The sequence below is a fragment of the Kitasatospora sp. NPDC001175 genome (assembly GCF_053598215.1).
This window is the reverse complement of record NZ_JBSFJU010000009.1, coordinates 134791-155681: the sequence shown is the minus strand read 5'-3', so window position 1 is coordinate 155681 and position 20891 is coordinate 134791. Positions and strand designations below refer to the sequence as shown.

The following is a 20891-nucleotide window of genomic DNA, read 5'->3' as shown; positions in this document are numbered from 1 at the left end:
CTCACGAGGGCGGTACCGGGTTCTTCCCGGTGCCGCCCTCGCGGGTTTCCGGGGCGGGGCGGATGAGCTGTCAGGGGCGCGGGGAGCGGCGCGGGGCGGAAGGCGGTTGTGCCGCGCTGAACCCGGGTGCGGGAGTTGCAGCCACTCAGGGGCGCGGGGAACGGCGTGACCGGTCCGGTAAAGGAGCTGCAGGGCCTCTCGCGCAGTCCCCCGCGCCCCTGAGGGCTCACGCTCACCCGAGCCTGAGGGCTCACGCTCACCCGAGCCTGAGGGCTCACCCGCGCTTGAGGGCTCGCCCGCCCCCCCCCGAGGGGGCGCTGCGCGCCCCGTCAGGGGGCGGCGGCGCGCTGGAGGGCGCTGGCGAGGAGGGCGAGGTCGGTCGGGCCGTTGCCCAGCTCGCGGACCGGTCGGCGGGTCGGCGGAGCGCCGAGCTGTGCCGGGTCGACGGCCACGACGGTCGGCCGGAGGGTCGCGGTGCGCGGGATGCGCCCGCTCACCCTGGCGGCCTGGAAGGCCGCCACCCCGCCGTCGGGCCGCCGCAGGTAGCCCCGGCCGGGGGTGCCTTCGGGGAGGGCGGCGGCATCGCCGAGGTGGATCAGCAGGTCGGAGTCGGCCGGGTCGGCCGTCCGCAGGGCGATCCGCAGCTGGGCCGCCTCGTCGACCTCCGTACCGGCGGTCTCCTCGGGGGAGCCGGTGCTGACCGCCAGGTGCACCCCGAGTCGCCCGCCGCGCCGGGCGACGGCCGCCAGGGCGCGGGCCAGTGGCCGTCCGGCGGGGGAGGTGGGGGCGAGCAGCGCGTCGTAGTCGTCGACCACCACGACCAGCCGGGCGGGTGCCGGCGGCCGGACGTCCGCCCCGGTGAGCGGCCCGGACGCCCGGGAGGTGGCACCGGCGCCCGCCAGGGCGGCCGGACTGACGCCGCCCGCGATGACCAGGGCCGCGCCGGGCGTACCGCCGAGGACGCGGGTGGTGTGCCAGGAGGTGAAGTCGAGGTCGCCGAGGACGGCCTCGCGCCGGTCCAGCTCGTCCAGCAGCCACTCGGCGGTGAGCAGGGCCTGCCGGGGCTCGGCGGCGGCGTCCAGGTGCTCGGTCACATGCGGCAGGTCGGTGCAGCTGCGCAAGCCGGACGGGTCGTCCGGGCCGGTCGAACCGCGTCCCTCGACGACCATGATCCGCAGTCGCTCCGGCCGCTCCGAGACGGCGAGCGAGGCGACCAGCGTGCGCAGTAGCTCGGTCTTGCCGGAGCCCTTGGCCCCGCCGACGATCAGGTGCGGCCCGGTCGTCTCGCCGCCGGTGAAGGACGGCGGACCGGCCAGGTCGGGGTCGGCGAGGTCGATGGTGCAGTGGTCGTCGCGGGTGGTGCCGAGCAGTGCGGTGGCGGTGCTCGGGCTGGCGGGCAGGGCGTCCCAGCGGGCGGAGAGCTTGGCGGGGGTGACGGTGTCCAGCCGCAGCAGGTCGAGCAGGCGCAGCGCGTCCGGCAGCGGGCCGCGGCTGGTCGGGGAGGTCTCGGTGAGCGGGGCGAGGACCCGGGCGAGCCGCTCGGCCCAGGCGGCGGAGACGGCGTCCAGCGAGACGTCCTCGATCACCTCGCGGCCCCTGGCGGCCGGGCGGTGGACGGTGAGCTGGGTGGCGACCTCACCGGTGATGCGTGCGGTGGCGCCGAGGCCCGGCGGCAGCTCGTCGGGGTGCTCGGCCAGGAAGAGCGGGTGGACCGCTCGGCGTCGGGCGAGCAGCAGCTCCAGGGCGCGGCGGGCGGCCGGGCTGCCCGGGTCGCCGTCCACCAGCAGGACGGTGGCGGGCGCCGCGGCGGTGGTGTCCTGGCCGGTGCGGGCGGTGAGTTCGGTGAGGCGGGCCTCGGCCTGCTCGGGGCCGAAGCCGACCAGCAGCCGGCAGTCCTGCCCGTGGGCGGGCCGCAGGTGGGGCAGCCACAGGGCCCAGGACCAGTCGGCCGCGGTCTCCTCGGTGCTGAGCAGGACCAGGCTCAGGGCACTCGGCGGGTGCAGGGCGGCGAGCTGGGCGACGGCCGCGCGGGCCAGCCCGAGCAGCCGGGCGCGCGGTCCCGTCAGGCCCAGGCTGCCGGCACCGCGCAGGTCCACCGTGACCGGGACGGAGGGCAGCACGGTGCCCGGGGCCGTACCGGGGCCGCCGGGCCGGTCGGCGGTGCCGAGCCGGAGGACGAGCGCGTCGGGGTGGGCCGGGGCGCGCTCCCAGAGCCGCGGGCCGGTGCCGAGCGCGGTGAGCAGTAGCTGGGCCGGGTCGGGCCAGCGCTCGCGCTGGGCGGCGGTCTGCCGCAGCCGGGCGGCGGCGTGCTGCCGGGCGGCGCTGGGCTGCGGATCGGGCGCGGCGGAGCGGCCGAGCGTACGGGAGAGCAGGGCCCGGGCGCGCCCGCCGGGGGAGGGCGGTTCGGGGGCCGGGGGCGCTGCCGGCTCGGCGGGCAGCGGCCTGGTGGGCGGTGCGGGGGCGATCTCGAGGCGGCCCTGCCCGTCCGGTACGGGCTGCCGGGCGGACCCTGACATCTCCCCTAGAGCGGGGTGGGCGGCGGCGCCGGGCCGGGCGACCTGCAGGGTGGACTCGCCGAGCCGGACGAGCCCGTCCTCGGGCAGGTCGGCGGCGGCGCCGCGGAGGAAGTGGCCGTCCACCGTGGTGCCGTTGGTGGAGCCCAGGTCACGGACCGTCACCCGGCCGTCGGGGGCCAGGTGCAGGGCCAGGTGCAGCCGGGAGACGTCGGGGTCGTCCAGTGGTACGTCGGCCTGGCTGGAGCGGCCGACCTGGATCTCCTCGCCGTGCAGCCGGTGCACGCCGCCGGCGTCCGGGCCGCCGACGATCCGCAGCTCGGGCAGGGCCTCGTCGACGGGCTCGTCGGCGTCGGGGTCGGGCTCGTTCAGGGAGAGGACGGTGCCGTCCAGCAGCGGGGGGTGGCCGAGCAGTACCTGGTCGTCGAGGCGCTGGGTGCCCGCGTAGAGGTGCACGTGAGTGGCGGAGCGCGGGCCGCGTACGCCGACCGCGCCCGCGAGGGCGCCCGCGACGGAGCCGAGCGCGGTGCCCGCGGGGGCGGTGACCAGGACGTCGGTGGTGGATCCGGCGGCGGCCGAGCCGCTGCGGGGTCGGAGGACGGTCAGCCGGATCTGCATCTCGCCCGGTCCCTTCTGCTCGTCTAGGCCCTGCCGGTCGACCTCGGGCACGTGATCAGCCGGGCACTGCCCGGAGCCCCGCACCCCGGGTGGTGCCGTCAGTGGAAGATCGACCGGCCGGGGGCTGACCGGGGCCGTACCCTTGCCTGCCGTCACACGTGTGGCGCATGCCATCCTGCCACCAGGGAGGGACAGCGCGCGCCCGGTACCGGATTTGACGATCTTGCGATGATCGCCATGGTGGAGCCGACGGGCAGTCAGGTCAACCTGCCCCCCGTCCCACCCCTAGGGGAGACCCCTGAGCCGTGCCCGGCGCGGTCCGGCGGCTGCCTCGGAAAGCCGAGCGGACGCGGTTAGAGTTTCCGGGAACACGGGCCCGCAGCCCGTCGCGAACGGGCCCCTCCTCGGCCGATGGAGGGCGCGGAGGGAGAGTCACAGGTGCGGCCAGTCGGCAGCAAGTATCTGCTTGAGGAGACCCTCGGGCGCGGGGCCACCGGCACCGTGTGGCGCGCCCAGGTGCGGGAGGACGCCGCGGTACCCGGGATCGAGCCCGGGCGGCCGGTCGCGATCAAGATACTTCGCGAGGAGCTGGCGGCCGACCCGGACGTGGTGATGCGCTTCCTGCGCGAGCGCTCGGTGCTGCTGCGGCTCACCCACCCGAACATCGTCCGGGTGCGCGACCTGGTGGTCGAGGGCGAGCTGCTGGCACTGGTGATGGACCTGGTCGAGGGGCCGGACCTGTTCCGCTACCTGCGGGCCAACGGGCCGTTCAGCCCGGTCGCGGGCGCGCTGCTGATGGCCCAGATCGCCGACGCGCTGGCCGCCAGCCACGCCGACGGCATCGTCCACCGGGACCTCAAGCCGGCCAACGTGCTGCTCGCCACCGTCACCGTGGACGGTGCCGAGCGGATGCACCCGATGCTCACCGACTTCGGCATCGCCCGGCTCGCCGACTCCCCGGGCATCACCCGCAGCCACGAGTTCGTCGGCACCCCCGCGTACGTCGCCCCGGAGTCCGCCGAGGGCCGCCCGCAGACCGCCGCGGTGGACGTCTACGGCGCCGGGATCATGCTGTACGAGCTGGTCACCGGCCGCCCGCCGTTCGAGGGCGACAGTCCGGTGGCGATCCTGGCCGCGCACATGCGCGAGGAGCCGCAGCGCCCGCGCACCATGCCCGAGCCGCTGTGGACGGTGATCGAGCGCTGCCTGCGCAAGAACCCGGCCGAGCGTCCCAGCGCGGTCTCGCTGGCCAACGCCCTTCGGGTGGTCGCCGCCGGGATCGGGGTGCACTCCTCGCCGGCGGCCGTGGACGCTGCGATCGAGGTCGGCGCGCTGCTGCTGCCCGACGCGGCGCTGGCCGCCTCCTTCGCCGCTCCCGACGCTGCCGCCGTCGCCGGGCCCGGCCTCGGTGACGCCGCCCCGACCCAGGTGCTGCCCACCGGCGCGGGCGGCTACGACCCGGCGGCCGCCACCCAGGTCTTCGGCGGGGCGCCGCAGCAGTTCGGGGCGCAGGACCGCACTCAGGTGATGGGCACCCAGCCGGGCGCCGAGGACCGGACCCAGCTGATGGGCACCCAGCCCGGCGGGCCCGCGGACCGGACCGCGGTGATGCCGCCGGTGCCTGGGGCCGGGCCCGCCGCCCCGCCGCAGGCCGAGACGCCGCACCCGTGGCAGACCCAGCTGCGGGCTGCCAGGGACCGCAACCAGCAGACGGAGATCGGCTACTTCGACCCCGAGGAGCTGGCCGCCCCGCAGGTGGCCCCGCCCCCGTACCAGGCACCCCGCCCGGGGCAGCCGCCGTACGGCCCGCCGCAGGGGCGGCAGCGCCCCGGCTACGCCGAGCGGCCGCCCGTCGCCCCGCCGCCGTACCGGGCGAGCCAGGGCGGCCCGGGCGGGCCGCCCTACGGCGGCCCGCAGCCGTACCCGCAGGGCTACCAGCAGCCGAGGCCCCCGCAGGGCTACCAGCAGCCGTACCCGGCGCCCGCGCCCCAGCCCGCGCCTGCCCCCGCGCCCAGCCCGGCCCGGCGTGCCGAGCCCGCGCCGCCGCGCCGGGCCGAGCCGCCGGCTCCCCGGCCGCGCGATCCCCGGCCGCGCGACCCCGAGCCCCGGCGTGAGCCTCCGGCACGCGAGCCGCGCCGCCGCAGCCCGAACAGGATGTACATTCCGGGCCTGGGGTGCCTCAAGGGCTGCCTGATGGTGCTGCTGATCCTCGCCGTGGCGGGGGTGGCGCTGTGGAACTTCACACCGCTCCCGCACTACTGGGACACCGTGCACGGCTGGTACACCAGCGTGAGCGACTGGATCGGCAAGTACACGAAGTAGCTGACGGCCCGGCAGTTCGTGACTCTGTCACTATGTCGACAATTCACGATATTTGTCGTCAACCGGCCTCCCCCGGAGCCCTCCCGGCGTCTCCCGGAGGGCTCCGAGGCGCGTAGGTTGGTCGCTGAGCACCGACCTACCGAGCCCACGGAGCAGCATTGGCACGCAAGATCGGCAGCCGGTACACCGTCCACCAGGTGATCGGCCGGGGTTCCGCGGGGACCGTCTGGCTCGGCGAGGGGCCGGACGGGCCGGTCGCAGTCAAGCTGCTGCGTGAGGACCTGGCGTCCGATCAGGTCCTCGTCGGCCGCTTCGTCCAGGAGCGGGCCGCCCTCACCGGCCTGGACCACCCCCGGGTGGTCGGCGTGCACGACATGGTGGTCGACGGCAGCGACCTGGCCCTGGTGATGGAGCTGGTGCAGGGCACCGACCTGCGCACCCGGCTGGAGCGCGACGGCGTCCTCAGCCCGGAGCGCGCCGTCTCGGTGATCGCCGACGTCGCGGACGGCCTGGCCGCCGCGCACGCGGCCGGGATCGTGCACCGCGACGTCAAGCCGGAGAACGTCCTGCTGGACCTCGCCGCCCCGCCCGCGGCCGGCGGCGCCCCGCGCGCCAAGCTCACCGACTTCGGTATCGCCCGCCTGGTCGACGCCCCGCGCCGCACCCGCGCCACCCGGATCATCGGCACCCCCGACTACCTCGCCCCCGAGATCATCGAGGGCCTGGAACCCCGGGCCGCCGTCGACATCTACGCCCTGGCCACCGTGCTCTACGAGGTCCTGGCGGGCTTCACCCCGTTCGGCGGCGGGCACACCGGGGCGGTGCTGCGCCGGCACGTCACCGAGTCCGTGCCGCCCGTCCCGGGGCTGCCGGACGGCCTCTGGCGGATCATCGCCGAGTGCCTGGCCAAGGCCCCGGCCTCCCGGCTGCGCGCCGCCGAGCTGGCCGAGCGGCTGCGCGAGCAGCTGCCCGCGCTGAGCGGGCTTCCGCCGCTGGCCGTCCCGGCACAGGGCAAGCCGCCCGTCGAGGAGGCGATCACCCTGGGCGAGGCGGTCTACGCCGAGACCGACGCGGGTCCCGGCACCCACCGCCGCCGCCGCGGTCCCGCCGTACCGCTGGTCCCGGGCCCGTCCCCGGACTCCACCCGGGACACCCACACCAGCCTGCGCCGCCCCTCCCCGAACGAGCTGGCCTCGTACGCGGCCGAGTCGGACGCCCAGCGCAGTGCCGCCCCGAGCGCCTCCCGAAAGGGCCGCCGGGCCCTGGTCCGGCGCCGCCGGACGATCGCGGTGCTGATCGCGGTGGTGCTGCTGGTGGCGGGAGCGGCGGCCGCGTTCGCCGCCTTCGCCGGAGGCGGTGGGGGTCGCGGCGGCGGCCGGGCGGGCATGGTGAGCCCGGTGAGGAGCGTTCCGGTGGCCCCGAGCCCCTTGGATGCGCCCTTGATCCCCCGGTTGTAGCCGAGCTTGCCCGCGGAGCCATTAGTCTTGGTTACGTGGCAGCCGTCGATCCTTCCGAAGAGCTCAAGAACCTCGAGTCGACCATGGGGTCGATCGAGGCCGTCCTCGACCTGGACAAGATCCGGGCCGACATCGCACGCCTGGAGGAGGAGGCAGCCGCCCCCGACCTGTGGGACGACGTCGCGAACGCGCAGAAGGTCACCAGCCGGCTCTCCTTCCTGCAGGGAGAGCTGCGCAAGGTGCAGACCCTGCGCGGCCGCGTCGACGACCTGGCCGTGCTGTTCGAGCTGGCCGAGTCCGAGGACGACGCGGACACCCGCGCCGAGGCCGAGGGCGAGCTGGTGGCCGTCAAGAAGGCGGTCGAGGAGCTCGAGGTCCGCACCCTCCTCTCCGGCGAGTACGACGCCCGTGAGGCCCTGGTCAACATCCGCGCCGAGGCCGGTGGCGTGGACGCCGCCGACTTCGCCGAGCAGCTGATGCGCATGTACCTGCGCTGGGCCGAGCGGCACGGCTACTCGACCGAGGTCTACGACACCTCCTACGCGGAGGAGGCCGGCATCAAGTCCGCGACCTTCACCGTGAAGTCCCCGTACGCCTACGGCACCCTCTCGGTCGAGCAGGGCACCCACCGCCTGGTGCGCATCTCGCCGTTCGACAACCAGGGCCGCCGCCAGACCTCCTTCGCCGGTGTCGAGGTCCTGCCGGTCGTGGAGCAGAGCGACCACGTCGACATCGACGAGGGCGATCTGCGGGTGGACGTGTACCGCGCCTCCGGCCCCGGCGGCCAGGGCGTCAACACCACCGACTCGGCGGTCCGGATCACCCACCTGCCGACCGGCATCGTGGTCTCCTGCCAGAACGAGCGCTCGCAGATCCAGAACAAGGCCTCCGCGATGAACGTGCTCCAGGCCAAGCTGCTGGAGCGGCGCCGCCAGGAGGAGAAGGCCGCGATGGACGCGCTCAAGGACGGCGGCAGCTCCTGGGGCAACCAGATGCGCTCGTACGTCCTGCACCCGTACCAGATGGTCAAGGACCTGCGCACCGAGTTCGAGGTCGGCAACCCGCAGGCCGTGCTGGACGGCGACATCGACGGCTTCATCGAGGCCGGTATCCGCTGGCGCAAGCAGCGGGAGACCGCCGCCTCCTGATCGGGAGGACATCGACCCCGACGGACGACCGGCACGGCGTCGGGGCCTGCGGTGTGTGCGGCGCCAGGGTGCCGCAGGTCGAAGCCGTAACGTGAAGGGCCCCCGGGTGACCGGGGGCCCTTTCGGCGTCCTGGGGTCTACTGGGCCAGCGCCTGCCTGGCCAGCAGGGCCACCGCGAGCAGCCCGAACAGCAGGGCGATCAGGGTGGCGGGCGTCAGCGCGGCCAGGGGGCCCTGCTCCTGTCGGAGCCGGGCGCGGTTGGCGCGGCACACCGGGCAGCGGCCCTCGCTCACGCGGCCGTTGCAGTTGGCGCATACCAGATGGTCGCAGGTCATGCGATCTCCTCCTTGCTGCTAAGCCAACGCACCGGACGCGGCTTCGGTTCCGCTTCTCTCCACTGTGCCAGGTTCTGGACAGTACGGCCCGTGTGCTGTGAAATCGCTCGCAATTTTTGGGGCAAAACCGGACATTCACCTCAGGCTTCCGGGTGGGGCCTGCGAGTCCTCACGCGGGTCGCGTATGGTCCCAGGCTGAAGGAGGGGCAGACGGCCGCTCCTGCCGACCGAGGAAAGGCGCCACGGGTCGCGCCCTCCGGTCCCTGAGTCTAACGATCGGGTCACGGAGGTTTGACCGGGCCGGACGCCATTCCACCTAGGATGGCCACCGTGATGCAGCCGTGATCAGATTCGACAACGTCTCCAAGACCTATCCGAAGCAGAACCGTCCCGCCCTGTCGGACGTCTCGCTAGAGATCGAGAAGGGCGAGTTCGTCTTCCTGGTCGGCTCCTCGGGGTCGGGCAAGTCCACCTTCCTGCGACTGTGCCTGCGCGAAGAGCGTCCGAGCACCGGCGCGGTGCACGTGATGGGCAAGGACCTCGGCAAGCTGTCCAACTGGAAGGTGCCGCACATGCGGCGCCAACTGGGCACGATCTTCCAGGACTTCCGCCTGCTGCCGAACAAGACCGTCGCGGAGAACGTCGGCTTCGCCCTCGAGGTGATCGGCAAGCCGCGCAGCGCCATCAACAAGGTGGTGCCCGAGGTCCTCGACCTGGTCGGCCTCGGCGGCAAGGAGGACCGGATGCCCGGTGAGCTCTCCGGTGGTGAGCAGCAGCGCGTGGCGATCGCCCGGGCCTTCGTCAACCGTCCGATGCTGCTGATCGCGGACGAGCCCACCGGTAACCTCGACCCGCAGAACTCGGTCGGCATCATGAAGCTGCTGGACCGCATCAACCGCACCGGAACGACCGTCCTGATGGCCACTCACGACCAGGCCATCGTCGACCAGATGCGCAAGCGGGTGATCGAGCTCGACAAGGGGCTGCTGGTCCGCGACCAGGCCCGCGGCGTCTACGGCTACCAGCACTGAGACGCCCCGCCCGCCACGTCGCCCCACCCGCATTGACCCTGGAGTGAGAAAAGCATGCGCGCCCAGTTCGTCCTGTCGGAGATCGGTGTCGGTCTCCGCCGCAACCTGACGATGACCATCGCGGTCGTCGTCAGCGTCGCGCTCTCGCTCGCCCTCGCCGGTGCCAGCCTCCTGGTCAGGGACCAGGTCAACTCGATGAAGGGTTACTGGTACGACAAGGTCGAGGTGAGCATCTACTTCTGTACCAAGTCCGACGCCAAGACCTCCGCCCAGTGCTCGGCCGGTGCCGCCACCGACCAGCAGGTCAAGGACGTCAAGACGCAGCTGGACAAGATGCCGCTGGTGCAGTCGTCCACCTACGAGAGCTCGGCGGAGGCGTACAAGCGCTGGAAGGACACCAACCCGGACAACCCGCTGCTCGCCGCGGTCGGCGCGGACGCGATGCCGCAGTCCTGGCGGGTGAAGCTGAACGACCCGGAGAAGTACGACGTCGTGCAGAGCGCCTTCGCGGGCAAGCCGGGCGTCAAGTCGGTCGAGGACCAGCGCAAGATCCTGGAGAACCTGTTCGGCCTGCTGAACGGCCTTCAGACCGCGGCCTTCGTGATCATGGTGCTGATGCTCTTCGTGGCGCTGCTGCTGATCGTCAACACGGTCCGGGTGTCCGCCTTCAGCCGGCGCCGTGAGACCGGCATCATGCGCCTGGTCGGTGCGTCGAACTTCTACGTCCAGATGCCGTTCATCGCAGAGGCCGCGTTCGCCGCGCTGCTCGGCGCCGTCATGGCGTCCGGGCTGCTGCTGGCCGGGCACTTCTTCGTGCAGAACTTCCTGGCCCAGCGGGTGCAGTTCATCCACTTCATCGGGCTCTCCTCGGTGCTGACGGTGATCCCGCTGCTGGTCGTGGTGGGCATGGGCATGGCCGGCATCGCCGCCTTCATCACCCTGCGGAAGTACCTGAAGGTCTGACCGGGCGTCGACCACGGCCCCGGAACGGCAGCGTGCCGTTCCGGGGCCGTTCCGCGTTCGCCCGCCGCGGCGGGCCGGTGCGCCTAGACTCCGGTGCCATGGCACGAACACCGAGCGGGGTACGGCAAGGCGCCACACTCACCCTGGTGTTCGGCGCCGTGCTACTGGCGGGCGCGGCCACCGGCGCGTGGGGCGAACCGCCCGGGCCGCCCCGGCCGGCCTCGATGGACACCGCGCGCCGGGCCGTCGACCTGACCCCGCAGCAGGCCGAGCAGTTCGCCGCCACCGGGGGCGACCCGTGGGCCGCGTACTACAGCCCGGAGGCGTACCGGGACTTCGTCCAGGGCCGGTACCCGGGGGTGGGCCTGACGGTCGGGCGGCTGCCGGACGGCGGCACCGCCGTCTCCCAGGTGCAGCCCTCCGGTCCGGCCGAGCGGGCCGGGATCGCGGCTGGCGACCGGCTGCTGTCCGTGGACGGCGTGCCGACCGACCGGCTGCCGGTCACCGAGGTGGTGGCCCGGCTGCGCGGCCGGGGCCGCGGCGGCCGTGGGGCGGGCTCCGCCGTCGCGCTCGGCGTACAGCGTCCGGGCGGCCCGGTGCGGCAGCTGGCGCTCCGGCGGCAGTTGCTGGCGGCGCAGGAGGTGGCGGTGGAGCGCCCGCGCCCCGGGGTGGTCAGGGTCGCCGTCCGGGGCTTCACCGACGGCGTGGCCGAGCAGGTGCGGGCGGCCGTCCAAGGCGCCCGCGGCGTGGTGCTGGACCTGCGCGGCAACTCCGGCGGCCTGGTCGAGGAGGCCGCCCGGACCGCCTCGGTCTTCCTGGACGGCGGCCAGGTGGGCTGGTACGAGTCGCGGGGCGAACGGCACGAGCTGACGGCGGCCAGGGGCGGTGACACCGCCACCCCGCTGGTGGTCCTGGTCGACGGCGGCACCATGAGTGCGGCCGAACTGCTCGCGGGCGCCCTGCAGGACCGCTGCCGCGCAGTGCTGGTCGGCTTCCGCACCTTCGGCAAGGGAACGGTCCAGCAGCCCAGCCGGCTCGCCGACGGCTCGGTCCTGGAGCTCACCGTCGGCCGCTACCACACCCCCGCCGGCCGCACCCCGGACGGCACCGGCCTGACTCCCGACGTCCCGCTCCCGGCCGGCGGCACCCCGCAGGACGCGCTGGCGCTGGCCGACACGGTGCTCTCCGGACTGGGCCGGGGTTGAGGGCCTGTCCGGCGGACGTCCCGACCGGGGGCAAAAGGGGCTGCCGAGCGGTCTCGCGAAGTGCGAGAATGTCCGCGCTATGGCAAAGGAAAAGGGACAGAAGCTGATCGCCCAGAACAAGCGGGCGAGGCACGAGTACATGATCCTCGACACCTACGAGTGCGGCCTGGTGCTCACCGGTACCGAGGTGAAGTCGCTGCGCGAGGGTCGTGCCAATCTTGTGGACGGCTACGCGTACATCCAGGGGCACGAGGCATGGATCGACAACGTCTTCATCCCTGAGTACACCCAGGGTACGTGGACGAACCATGCCGCCCGCCGCAAGCGCAAGCTGCTGCTGCACAAGATCGAGATCCGGAAGATCGAGTCCAAGGTGCGGGAGACCGGCCACACCCTGGTGCCGCTCTCCCTCTACTTCAAGGACGGCCGGGTCAAGCTCGAGCTGGCGCTGGCCGTGGGTAAGAAGCTGTACGACAAGCGGCAGACGCTGCGCGAGAAGCAGGACCGCCGAGAGGCCGACCGCGCGGTCGCCGCGGCCCGCCGCCGTCAACGCTGACACGTCCCGGGACTGTCGCAGTTTCGTCCCAAGGGCACCTGCCGGACGGACCCGCGGCGGATCGTAAGTACGATCGCCCGGTGAATGTCTCCCTGCTTCAAGGCTGGCTCCCGGTCACGATGAAGGTCGTGGCCGTGCTGGCGCTGCTGGCGGCGGTCGGCTGGCGCGACTCCCGGTGGCGGCTCCGCCGACTGCCGGTGGCGCTCGGCGTGACCGTGCTGCTCACGGTGCTGGTCGCCCTCGGTGTGCTCTACCTGTCCGGGATCACCGATCCGCTGCCGTTCAGCCTGTGGGTCTGGGCGGGTGTCGCGATCATGGCGCTGACCGTCCTGGTGGTCGGCTGGCGCGGCGGACGCTGGTGGCAGCGCGCCGCGGTGCCGGTGGCCGTCCTGGTCGCGGTCGCCACCGGCGCGAACGTGATCAACCAGGAGACCGGCTACTACCCGACCGTGGGCGATGCCATCGGGGAGCTGACCGACCAGCCGCTGCCGAGCCAGATCACCGTGGACCAGGCGAAGAGCATCACCGGCAAGACCAGCACCGGCCGGATCGTCACGGTGGACATCCCGACCACGGCAAGCAACTTCAACCACCGCCAGGAGCTGGTCTACCTGCCGCCGGCCTGGTTCCGCAGCGCGAGCAGGCCCAAGCTGCCGGTGATCGAGATGATCGGCGGCGAGTTCTCCGCCCCCGACAACTGGATCCGGATCGGCAACGCGGCGCAGACCGCCGACGCGTACGCCAAGAAGCACAAGGGCTTCGCGCCGGTCATGGTCTTCGTGGATCCCAGCGGCGGTTTCAAGGTGGACACCGAGTGCGCCAACGGCCCGGCCGGGAAGGCCCAGGACCACCTGATAAAGGACGTGCCGCCGTACGTCGAGAGCACCTTCGGCACCGCCACCGACCCGCGCAAGTGGGGCGTGGCCGGCTGGTCCATGGGCGGCACCTGCGCCCTCACCATGGCGGTGACCCACCCGGGGGTCTTCGGGCACTTCCTCGACATCTCCGGCGACCTCGGGCCGAACACCGGCAACAAGGAGCAGACCATCGCCAAGCTGTACGGCGGTGACGCCGCGGCCTGGGCCGCCAACGACCCGATGACGGTGCTCGCCCACCACCCGAAGTTCCCGAAGGGTGTCACCGCGGTGCTGATGGCCGGCGACCAGGAGGCCCGGCAGACGACCCAGATGAAGCAGCAGCTGGAACCCGCGCTGCACAAGGCCGGCTATTCGGTCCACCTGACCGTGCTGCCCGGCAAGCACGTCTGGCAGTTCGCCGCCGGCGCCTTCGCGCACGACTTCGCGGTGCTCGCCCAGCAGGTCGGCACCCCCGGCTCCCGGCCGACGGCCGCCACCGCCAACAAGCCGGAGCCGGCGCCGAGCCTGCCGTAATGAGCTGGACCCCTGCCGGTTGCTGCGCGTACCATGGCCCAAGCAACACCGCGGGGGTCCGCTCCTGCGGAGCTGTTTCTCAACAAAACATGGGGATGATCGGTTTCGACAGGGGAAGTCGAAACAGGGGAAGCGAGCCGAGGAACGCGGCAATGATCTCGTTAACCATCTGTCGCAAAAAAATAATCGCCAACTCTAAGCGCGATTCCCAGCAGTTCGCTCTCGCTGCCTGATCAGCGAGTGTGAATGGGTGTCAGCCCGGGGCGTTCCCGACCCGGATCCTGGCATAATCTAGGGAACTCAACCCTCCTCCCGGGCTGCGGGGGAGGCGGGGAAATCAAACAGCAGCTGGGCCTGTTGGCGGCTTGTCCGCGTGACCGCCAGGGCCGAGAAAAGCACAGCGGACTGCGCTCGGAGAAGCCCTGAATCCACTCCACTGGACCCGGGTTCGATTCCCGGCATCTCCACCATCCCATGTGCACATGAGCCGTCCTCCGTTCCGGAGGGCGGCTCTCGTGTTTTCGTTCTCCGTGAGCAGTCGGTCCGACCGGGCCTCCTCGGCGAGCGGCCGGGCGCGACACGGCGGAGCCGGCGGGCGGCCCCGCTCCGGGCGCTCGCGCGGTGTCCCCCGCTCGTACGCCCGACGGCGTCCGAGGGACGTGATCTACTGCGCCTCTGCCGCATATCCCGTTGTGAGGTGGCCTGGCGTAGGATCATCCGTCCGCCTTCTCTCCCGCAGAGCGGCGATCCATCACCCGCAGGACGCACCTCAGGGGGCTCTTTGGGCGCGCACGGCTCAGCCCAGCAGTTCACCGCCGCAACCACCGAGGCCATGCACAGCACCGCCATGCACAGCACCAGCACCGCCGAATCCACTGCCGCCGGCGTCATCGACAACGAGGGCGACACCGTCCGCGACCGTGAGATCGCCGAGGAGCAGCGTCACCTCGACACCGTCTACCACCGTCTCGAGGAGAAGCTAGCCGAGGCCGAGTACATCCTGGAGGACGCCGCGAAGCGGGTCCAGGTCGGCACGCCCGGCGCGCTCGCCGAGCGCGACGCCCAGGTCTACCGCGCCGGAGCCCACCTGCACCGCCTCAACAGCGAGTTCGAGGACTTCCTGTTCGGCCGGGTCGACCTCCAGCAGGCCGACGCGCCCGAGGAGCACGGCATCCCGTCGCAGACCCCGCTGGACCCGGCCGACCCGGCCGTCGCGGAGACCCTGCACATCGGCCGCCTCGGTGTGCTGGATGCCGAGTACGGCCCCTTGGTGATCGACTGGCGGGCCCCCGCCGCCGCGCCGTTCTACCGCGCCACCCCGGTCGAGCCGGGCCGGGTGATCCGCCGCCGGGTGATCCGCTCCAAGGGCCGCAGGGTGATCGGCGTCGAGGACGACCTGCTGCGCCCCGACCTCACCCCCACCCTGGCCGGCCGCGAGCTGGCCGTGGTCGGCGACGGCGCGCTGATGGCCTCGCTCGGCCGGGCCCGCAGCCACTCGATGCGCGACATCGTCTCCTCCATCCAGAAGGAGCAGGACGAGGTCATCCGCGCCGCCGCGGCCGGGGCCACCCTGGTCACCGGCGGCCCGGGCACCGGCAAGACCGCGGTCGCCCTGCACCGCGCCGCCTTCCTGCTCTACCAGGACCGCCGCCGCTACGCCGGGGGCATCCTGGTGGTCAGCCCGACCCCGCTGCTGGTCTCCTACACCGAGGGCGTGCTGCCCGCGCTGGGCGAGGAGGGCCAGGTGGCCATCCGCGCGGTCGGCAGCCTGGTGGACGGCATCGAGGCGGAGCGGTACGACACCCCCGAGGCCGCCCACGTCAAGGGCTCGGCCCGGATGGTGCAACTGCTGCGGCGGGCGGCCCGCGCCGCGCTGGAGCTGGACGCGCCGACCGAGCTGAAGGTCTTCGCCCGGGGCGAGGCGCTGCGGCTGGACGCCGGCCGCCTCAAGGCGGTGCGCGGCAACGTGGTCGGCAGCGGCGGCACCCCGCTCAACCTGCTGCGCCCGCGCGCCCGCCGCCTGCTGCTGGACGCGCTCTGGCAGCAGGCGACCAGGCACCTGCCCAAGCCCGTCAGCCACTTCGAGCGGGAGCAGCGCCAGGAGGAGCGGGAGGCCTTCGACGAGTACGTCTCGGACGAGGCGTCCTTCCTGGACTTCCTGGACGCCTGGTGGCCCGCGCTGACCCCGCGCCGGGTGCTGGCCACGCTCAAGCACAGCCGGCACACCAACCGGATCGCCCGCCGCGCCGTCACCCCGGACGAGGCCAGGCTGCTCGCCGCCTCCTGGCGCCACCTGACCGACCGCGGCGACGGCGCGCTCTCCACCCACGACGCGGCGCTGATCGACGAGCTGCAGCTGCTGCTCGGCGAGCCGGCCCGTCCGAAGGTGCGCGAGGTGGACGCGGTCGACCTGCTGACCGGTCTGGAGGAGGTCACCACCTTCGCCGACCGCACCGGCCGCCAGCGGGATCGGGCGCCGGTCGAGCGCCGCGAGTACGCCCACGTGATCGTGGACGAGGCGCAGGACCTCACCCCGATGCAGTGGCGCATGATCGGCCGTCGCTCCCGGATGGCGACCTGGACGATCGTGGGCGACCCGGCGCAGTCGTCCTGGCCCTACCCCCAGGAGGCGCAGGCCGCGCTGGACGAGGTGCTCGCCGGCAAGCCGCGCCGCCGCCACACCCTGACGGTCAACTACCGCAACCCCGCCGAGATCGCCGAGGTCGCGGCCAAGGTGCTGGCGTTGGCCGCACCGGGGACTCCCTCGCCGAGCGCGGTCCGCTCGACCGGGATCGCGCCGCGGTTCGCCGCCGTGCACGACCCGGCACCGGAGGCGTTCGCCGAGGCCGCCCGGGCCGAGCTGGCCCGGCTGCTGGCCGAGGTGGACGGCACGGTCGCGGTGGTCGTCCCGATGGACCGCCGGGCCGAGGCGGCCCGGTGGGCCGAGGGGCTGGGGGACCGGGTGGTGGCGCTGGGCAGCCTGGAGGCCAAGGGCCTGGAGTACGACGCCACGGTGGTGGCCGATCCCACCGGGATCGCCGGCGAGTCGGAGGCCGGTCTGCGGGTGCTGTACGTCGCCCTGACCCGGGCCACCCAGCGCCTCACCGTCCTCTCCGGCCCGGACGACCTCCCGGACTCGGACGGCGTGCCGGCCCTGCTGCACGGTTAGCGGCCCCGGGGCGCGGCTCCCGCGCCCCGGCCCGTCCCCTCTCGGCGGGCCCGCCCGTCCGCGCGGAGTTGACGGCCCGCCAACGACGAAGGCCCCCACCAGTGGTGGGGGCCTTCGCATCACGTAGGTGACACCGACCCGCCATGCTCGCCTCGCGGCAAGTGGTCGCTCGAAGCGACGAAGGTTGGGCCCGGGGGCTTGGATCGAGCCGGTGTCTCGTCCAATGTAACGCATCGCCGGACGAAGGCCAGCCGTCCGCGGCGGTTTTTCCGCGTCCGGGCCCGATGACCGGATAGTCCGTTGTGGGGCCCGTGCAATTAATGACCAATATTTCTGACTACCCACTGGTAGGTGCGACGATCGAGGTCTAGCGTGCGCGGGGCCGACTGCAACGGGATGTTGAAGCCGGGGTCCTGCCGCCAAGCCTCTTGAGTGGATGGAAGAAGGACGTCGATGGCGACGGTGCCAAGTGTCTCGAACTCGATCACGGTGCGTCTGGAGGTCCCGGCCACCGGCAACGCCGTGAGCTCGATCACGACGGCCGTCGAGTCCTCCGGTGGCTCGGTGACCGGTCTGGACGTGACCGCCTCGGGGCTGGAGGCCCTGCGGATCGATGTGACCGTGGCGGCCGCCTCGGTCGCGCACGGCCAGGAGATCGTCGAGAAGCTCCGGACGATCGAGGGTGTCTCGATCGGCAAGGTCTCGGACCGCACCTTCCTGATGCACCTCGGCGGCAAGATCGAGATGTCGTCCAAGCTGCCGATCCGCAACCGTGACGACCTCTCGATGATCTACACCCCGGGTGTCGCCCGGGTCTGCATGGCGATCGCCGAGAACCCCGAGGACGCCCGCCGCCTCACCATCAAGCGCAACAGCGTCGCCGTGGTCACCGACGGCTCCGCGGTGCTGGGCCTGGGCAACATCGGCCCGCAGGCCGCGCTGCCGGTGATGGAGGGCAAGGCGGCCCTGTTCAAGCGTTTCGCGGGCATCGACGCCTGGCCGATCTGCCTGGACACCCAGGACGCCGACCAGATCGTCGAGATCGTCCGTGCGATCGCCCCGGGCTTCGCGGGCATCAACCTGGAGGACATCTCCGCCCCGCGCTGCTTCGAGATCGAGGCCCGGCTGCGCGAGGCCCTGGACATCCCGGTCTTCCACGACGACCAGCACGGCACCGCGATCGTGGTGCTGGCCGCGCTGACCAACGCGCTGCGGGTGGTCGGCAAGGAGATCGGCGACATCCGCGTGGTGATGTCGGGTGCCGGCGCCGCCGGTACCGCGATCCTCAAGCTGCTGCTGGCCGCCGGCGTCGAGCACGCCACCGTGGCGGACGTCCGCGGTGTGGTGCACAGCGGCCGTGACGACCTCAACGACAGCCTGCGCTGGATCGCCGAGCACACCAACCGCTCGGGCCGTACCGGCAGCCTCAAGGAGGCCGTGGCGGGCGCGGACGTGTTCATCGGGGTCTCGGCCCCGAACGTGCTGGACGGCGACGACATCGCCGCCATGGCCGACAACGCGATCGTCTTCGCGCTGGCCAACCCGGACCCGGAGGTCGACCCGGCCGTGGCCCGGCAGAGCGCCGCCGTGGTCGCCACCGGCCGCAGCGACTTCCCGAACCAGATCAACAACGTGCTGGTCTTCCCCGGCGTCTTCCGCGGCCTGCTGGACGCGCAGAGCAAGACGGTCAACACCGACATGATGATCGCCGCCGCCCGGGCGCTGGCCACCACCGTCTTGGACGACCAGCTCAACGCCAACTACATCATCCCCAGCGTGTTCCACCCGGACGTGGCCAAGACCGTGGCCGCCGCCGTCCGGGAGGCGGCGCTGGCCGCCCGCGAGGGCGAGCCGGCCCCGGAGAAGCCCACCCCCGGCATCGTCGGCACGCTCGACACCGCCTCGTTCCCGGCCATCAAGATCTGACCGGAGTGTCGGCCCGGCGTGTCGCACAGCCGGTCAAATGTGCGATTAGCTACCAAAACCTCCCTTACACGCCCCGAACCCTTGCGACACAAGGGGAAGGGGCGTGTTTGGGCTTGTCGGTGCCAGGGCGTACGGTAGCCCTGCACGGGGCGGCGTGTCCGACAAGTACGGAACGTCCCTTCCGGCGTCCCGGCGTGTCGTCCCGACCGCCGCCCGCTCCGGTCCGCCGGAGCCGACGGAGTGTCACAACTCCGTCCGGCGGGCGCTGTTCGGGTCAACCTCGCCGGATCCCGATTGGCTTTCTCAGTGCCGGTCGGGGCAGGATTCGTACCCAGGCAGTGCGGTTTGAGGCGCTTCGGGGTGCAAGCCCGACCCCTGACCAACCCTCGCCTGAACGAGCACAGTGTGCGGACCAGCGGCCCGCCGGGTGCCCCCGGAGGGGGACCGATGGGGCCCCGCACACGCAACGCGAACAGACCACAGGAGTACACATGAACCGCAGTGAGCTGGTGGCCGCTCTGGCCGACCGTGCCGAGGTGACCCGCAAGGACGCCGACGCCGTGCTGGCCGCCTTCGCCGAGGTCGTCGGTGAGGTTGTTGCCAAGGGTGACGAGAAGGTCACCATCCCCGGCTTCCTGACCTTCGAGCGCACCCACCGTGCCGCCCGTACCGCCCGTAACCCGCAGACCGGTGACCCGATCCAGATCCCCGCGGGCTACAGCGCCAAGGTCAGCGCTGGTTCGAAGCTGAAGGAAGCCGCCAAGGGCAAGTGACGCCGGGCTCCTCGGAGCCGCGTCCAGCACAGACGGCGATGGCCGGTCCCCCCTCGGGGGGACCGGCCATCGGTCGTTGCGGGTGCGGTGATCAGATCGTGGCGAGCTGCTCGGCGGGCAGCTCGACGTGAGCGCCGAGGTCGCGCAGCTTCGCCATGAAGTTCTCGTAACCGCGGTTGATCAGGTCGATGCCGTGCACGGTCGAGGTGCCCTCGGCGGCCAGCGCCGCGATCAGGTACGAGAAGCCGCCGCGCAGGTCCGGGATGACCAGCTCGGACCCGATCAGCTTGGACGGTCCGGAGACCACCGCGGAGTGCTGGAAGTTCCGCGCGCCGAAGCGGCAGGGGGTGGCGCCCAGGCACTCGCGGTAGAGCTGGATGTGCGCGCCCATCTGGTTCAGCGCGCCGGTGAAGCCGAGCCGCGACTCGTACACCGTCTCGTGCACGATGGACAGCCCGGTGGCCTGGGTCAGCGCGACCACCAGCGGCTGCTGCCAGTCGGTCTGGAAGCCGGGGTGCACGTCGGTCTCCAGGGCGATCGCCTTGAGCTCGCCGCCCGGGTGCCAGAAGCGGATGCCCTCGTCGTCCACCTCGAAGGCGCCACCCACCTTGCGGAAGGTGTTGAGGAAGGTCATCATCTCCAGCTGGCGGGCGCCCCGGACGTAGATGTCGCCCTTGGTGGCCAGCGCGGCGCAGGCCCAGGAGGCGGCCTCCAGGCGGTCCGGCAGCGCACGGTGGGTGTAGCCGTCGAGCTCGTCCACGCCGGTGATCAGGATGGTGCGGTCGGTGCCCATCGAGATGATCGCGCCCATCTTCTGCAGCACGCAGATCAGGTCGACGATCTCCGGCTCGATGGCGGCGTTGCGCAGCTCGGTGACACCCTCGGCGAGCACCGCGGTGAGCAGCACCTGCTCGGTCGCGCCCACCGAGGGGAAGGGCAGCTCGATCTTGGTGCCGTGCAGCCGCTGCGGGGCGACCAGGTAGGTGCCCTGCGGGTGCTTCTCGATGGTGGCGCCGAACTGGCGCAGCACGTCGAAGTGGAAGTCCACCGGGCGGCCGCCGATGTCGCAGCCGCCGAGGCCGGGGATGAAGGCGTGGCCGAGGCGGTGCAGCAGCGGGCCGCAGAACAGGATCGGGATCCGCGAGGAGCCGGCGTGCGCGTCGATGTCCGCGACGTTGGCACTCTCCACGTGCGAGGGGTCGAGGATGAGCTCGCCGTCCTCGTCGCCCGTGCGCACCGTCACGCCGTGGAGCTGGAGCAATCCACGCACAACCTTCACATCCCGGATGTCCGGGACATTGCGCAGGCGGCTCGGGCCCTGCCCGAGCAGCGCGGCGACCATGGCCTTGGGCACCAGGTTCTTCGCGCCGCGGATCTGGATCTCGCCCTCCAGCGGGTTGCCGCCGTGGACCAGCAGGACGTCGTCGGTCATCGTTCTCGCAATCACGGGATGCCATGGGAAGGGGCAGGGGCCTGCGGTGGCG

14 protein-coding genes and 1 other RNA gene are annotated in these 20891 nt (G+C 72.7%); 12 read left to right on the top strand and 3 right to left on the bottom strand.

Annotated elements, in window-relative coordinates; genetic code table 11:
• Positions 1–329: 329 nt before the first annotated feature.
• Entirely contained in the window at positions 330–3182 is a 2853-nt protein-coding gene (locus ACWDAK_RS09840; RefSeq protein ID WP_427394021.1) for an FtsK/SpoIIIE domain-containing protein, read from the bottom strand.
• Between the two features lie 387 nt (positions 3183–3569).
• On the opposite strand from ACWDAK_RS09840, the gene ACWDAK_RS09835 reads away from it, so the two are divergent.
• The 3 genes from ACWDAK_RS09835 to prfB all read left to right on the top strand — a co-directional run bounded on the left by ACWDAK_RS09835 (position 3570) and on the right by prfB (position 8058).
• Positions 3570–5453: a serine/threonine-protein kinase gene (locus tag ACWDAK_RS09835; protein WP_427394020.1), complete on the top strand. Its 1884-nt coding sequence runs from the start codon at positions 3570–3572 to the stop codon at positions 5451–5453.
• A 158-nt stretch (positions 5454–5611) separates the two neighbouring features.
• Entirely contained in the window at positions 5612–6910 is a 1299-nt protein-coding gene (locus ACWDAK_RS09830; protein ID WP_427394019.1) for a serine/threonine-protein kinase, read from the top strand.
• 35 nt (positions 6911–6945) lie between these two features.
• Positions 6946–8058 carry a peptide chain release factor 2 gene (prfB, locus tag ACWDAK_RS09825; RefSeq protein WP_344636344.1) on the top strand — a complete coding sequence of 371 codons (1113 nt, stop codon included), beginning with the start codon at positions 6946–6948 and terminating at the stop codon, positions 8056–8058.
• A 137-nt stretch (positions 8059–8195) separates the two neighbouring features.
• Here the strand turns inward: prfB and ACWDAK_RS09820 are convergent, their stop codons facing one another.
• Entirely contained in the window at positions 8196–8393 is a 198-nt protein-coding gene (locus tag ACWDAK_RS09820; protein ID WP_344636343.1) for a hypothetical protein, read from the bottom strand.
• 341 nt (positions 8394–8734) lie between these two features.
• Here ACWDAK_RS09820 and ftsE point away from each other — a divergent pair, with 341 nt between their 5' ends.
• The 9 genes from ftsE (at position 8735) to ACWDAK_RS09775 (ending at position 19407) form a co-directional block, all read left to right on the top strand.
• Positions 8735–9424, top strand: coding sequence for a cell division ATP-binding protein FtsE (gene ftsE / locus ACWDAK_RS09815; RefSeq protein WP_344636342.1), 690 nt, complete (start codon positions 8735–8737; stop codon positions 9422–9424).
• Between the two features lie 54 nt (positions 9425–9478).
• The gene (ftsX, locus tag ACWDAK_RS09810) at positions 9479–10387 is read left to right on the top strand and encodes a permease-like cell division protein FtsX (protein WP_344636341.1); all 909 of its coding nucleotides are present in this window, start codon (positions 9479–9481) and stop codon (positions 10385–10387) included.
• A 98-nt stretch (positions 10388–10485) separates the two neighbouring features.
• A complete protein-coding gene (locus tag ACWDAK_RS09805; RefSeq protein WP_344636340.1) occupies positions 10486–11592 on the top strand; it encodes a S41 family peptidase in 1107 nt (368 codons plus the stop codon).
• A gap of 79 nt (positions 11593–11671) precedes the next feature.
• Positions 11672–12148, top strand: coding sequence for an SsrA-binding protein SmpB (gene smpB, locus ACWDAK_RS09800; protein WP_344636339.1), 477 nt, complete (start codon positions 11672–11674; stop codon positions 12146–12148).
• 80 nt (positions 12149–12228) lie between these two features.
• Positions 12229–13539, top strand: coding sequence for an alpha/beta hydrolase (locus ACWDAK_RS09795; protein WP_344636338.1), 1311 nt, complete (start codon positions 12229–12231; stop codon positions 13537–13539).
• A 91-nt stretch (positions 13540–13630) separates the two neighbouring features.
• Positions 13631–14009, top strand: a transfer-messenger RNA (tmRNA) gene (gene ssrA, locus ACWDAK_RS09790).
• A 377-nt stretch (positions 14010–14386) separates the two neighbouring features.
• A complete protein-coding gene (locus ACWDAK_RS09785; RefSeq protein ID WP_449806452.1) occupies positions 14387–16708 on the top strand; it encodes a HelD family protein in 2322 nt (773 codons plus the stop codon).
• Positions 16709–17161: 453 nt separating this feature from the next.
• A complete protein-coding gene (locus ACWDAK_RS09780) occupies positions 17162–18634 on the top strand; it encodes an NAD-dependent malic enzyme (protein WP_344636336.1) in 1473 nt (490 codons plus the stop codon).
• A gap of 491 nt (positions 18635–19125) precedes the next feature.
• Positions 19126–19407, top strand: a complete 282-nt coding sequence (locus tag ACWDAK_RS09775; RefSeq protein ID WP_045303480.1) for an HU family DNA-binding protein — start codon at positions 19126–19128, stop codon at positions 19405–19407.
• A 91-nt stretch (positions 19408–19498) separates the two neighbouring features.
• Here the strand turns inward: ACWDAK_RS09775 and murA are convergent, their stop codons facing one another.
• Positions 19499–20839 (bottom strand): UDP-N-acetylglucosamine 1-carboxyvinyltransferase, encoded by a 1341-nt coding sequence (gene murA, locus ACWDAK_RS09770; RefSeq protein WP_344636335.1) that lies wholly within the window; start codon positions 20837–20839, stop codon positions 19499–19501.
• Positions 20840–20891 lie beyond the last annotated feature (52 nt).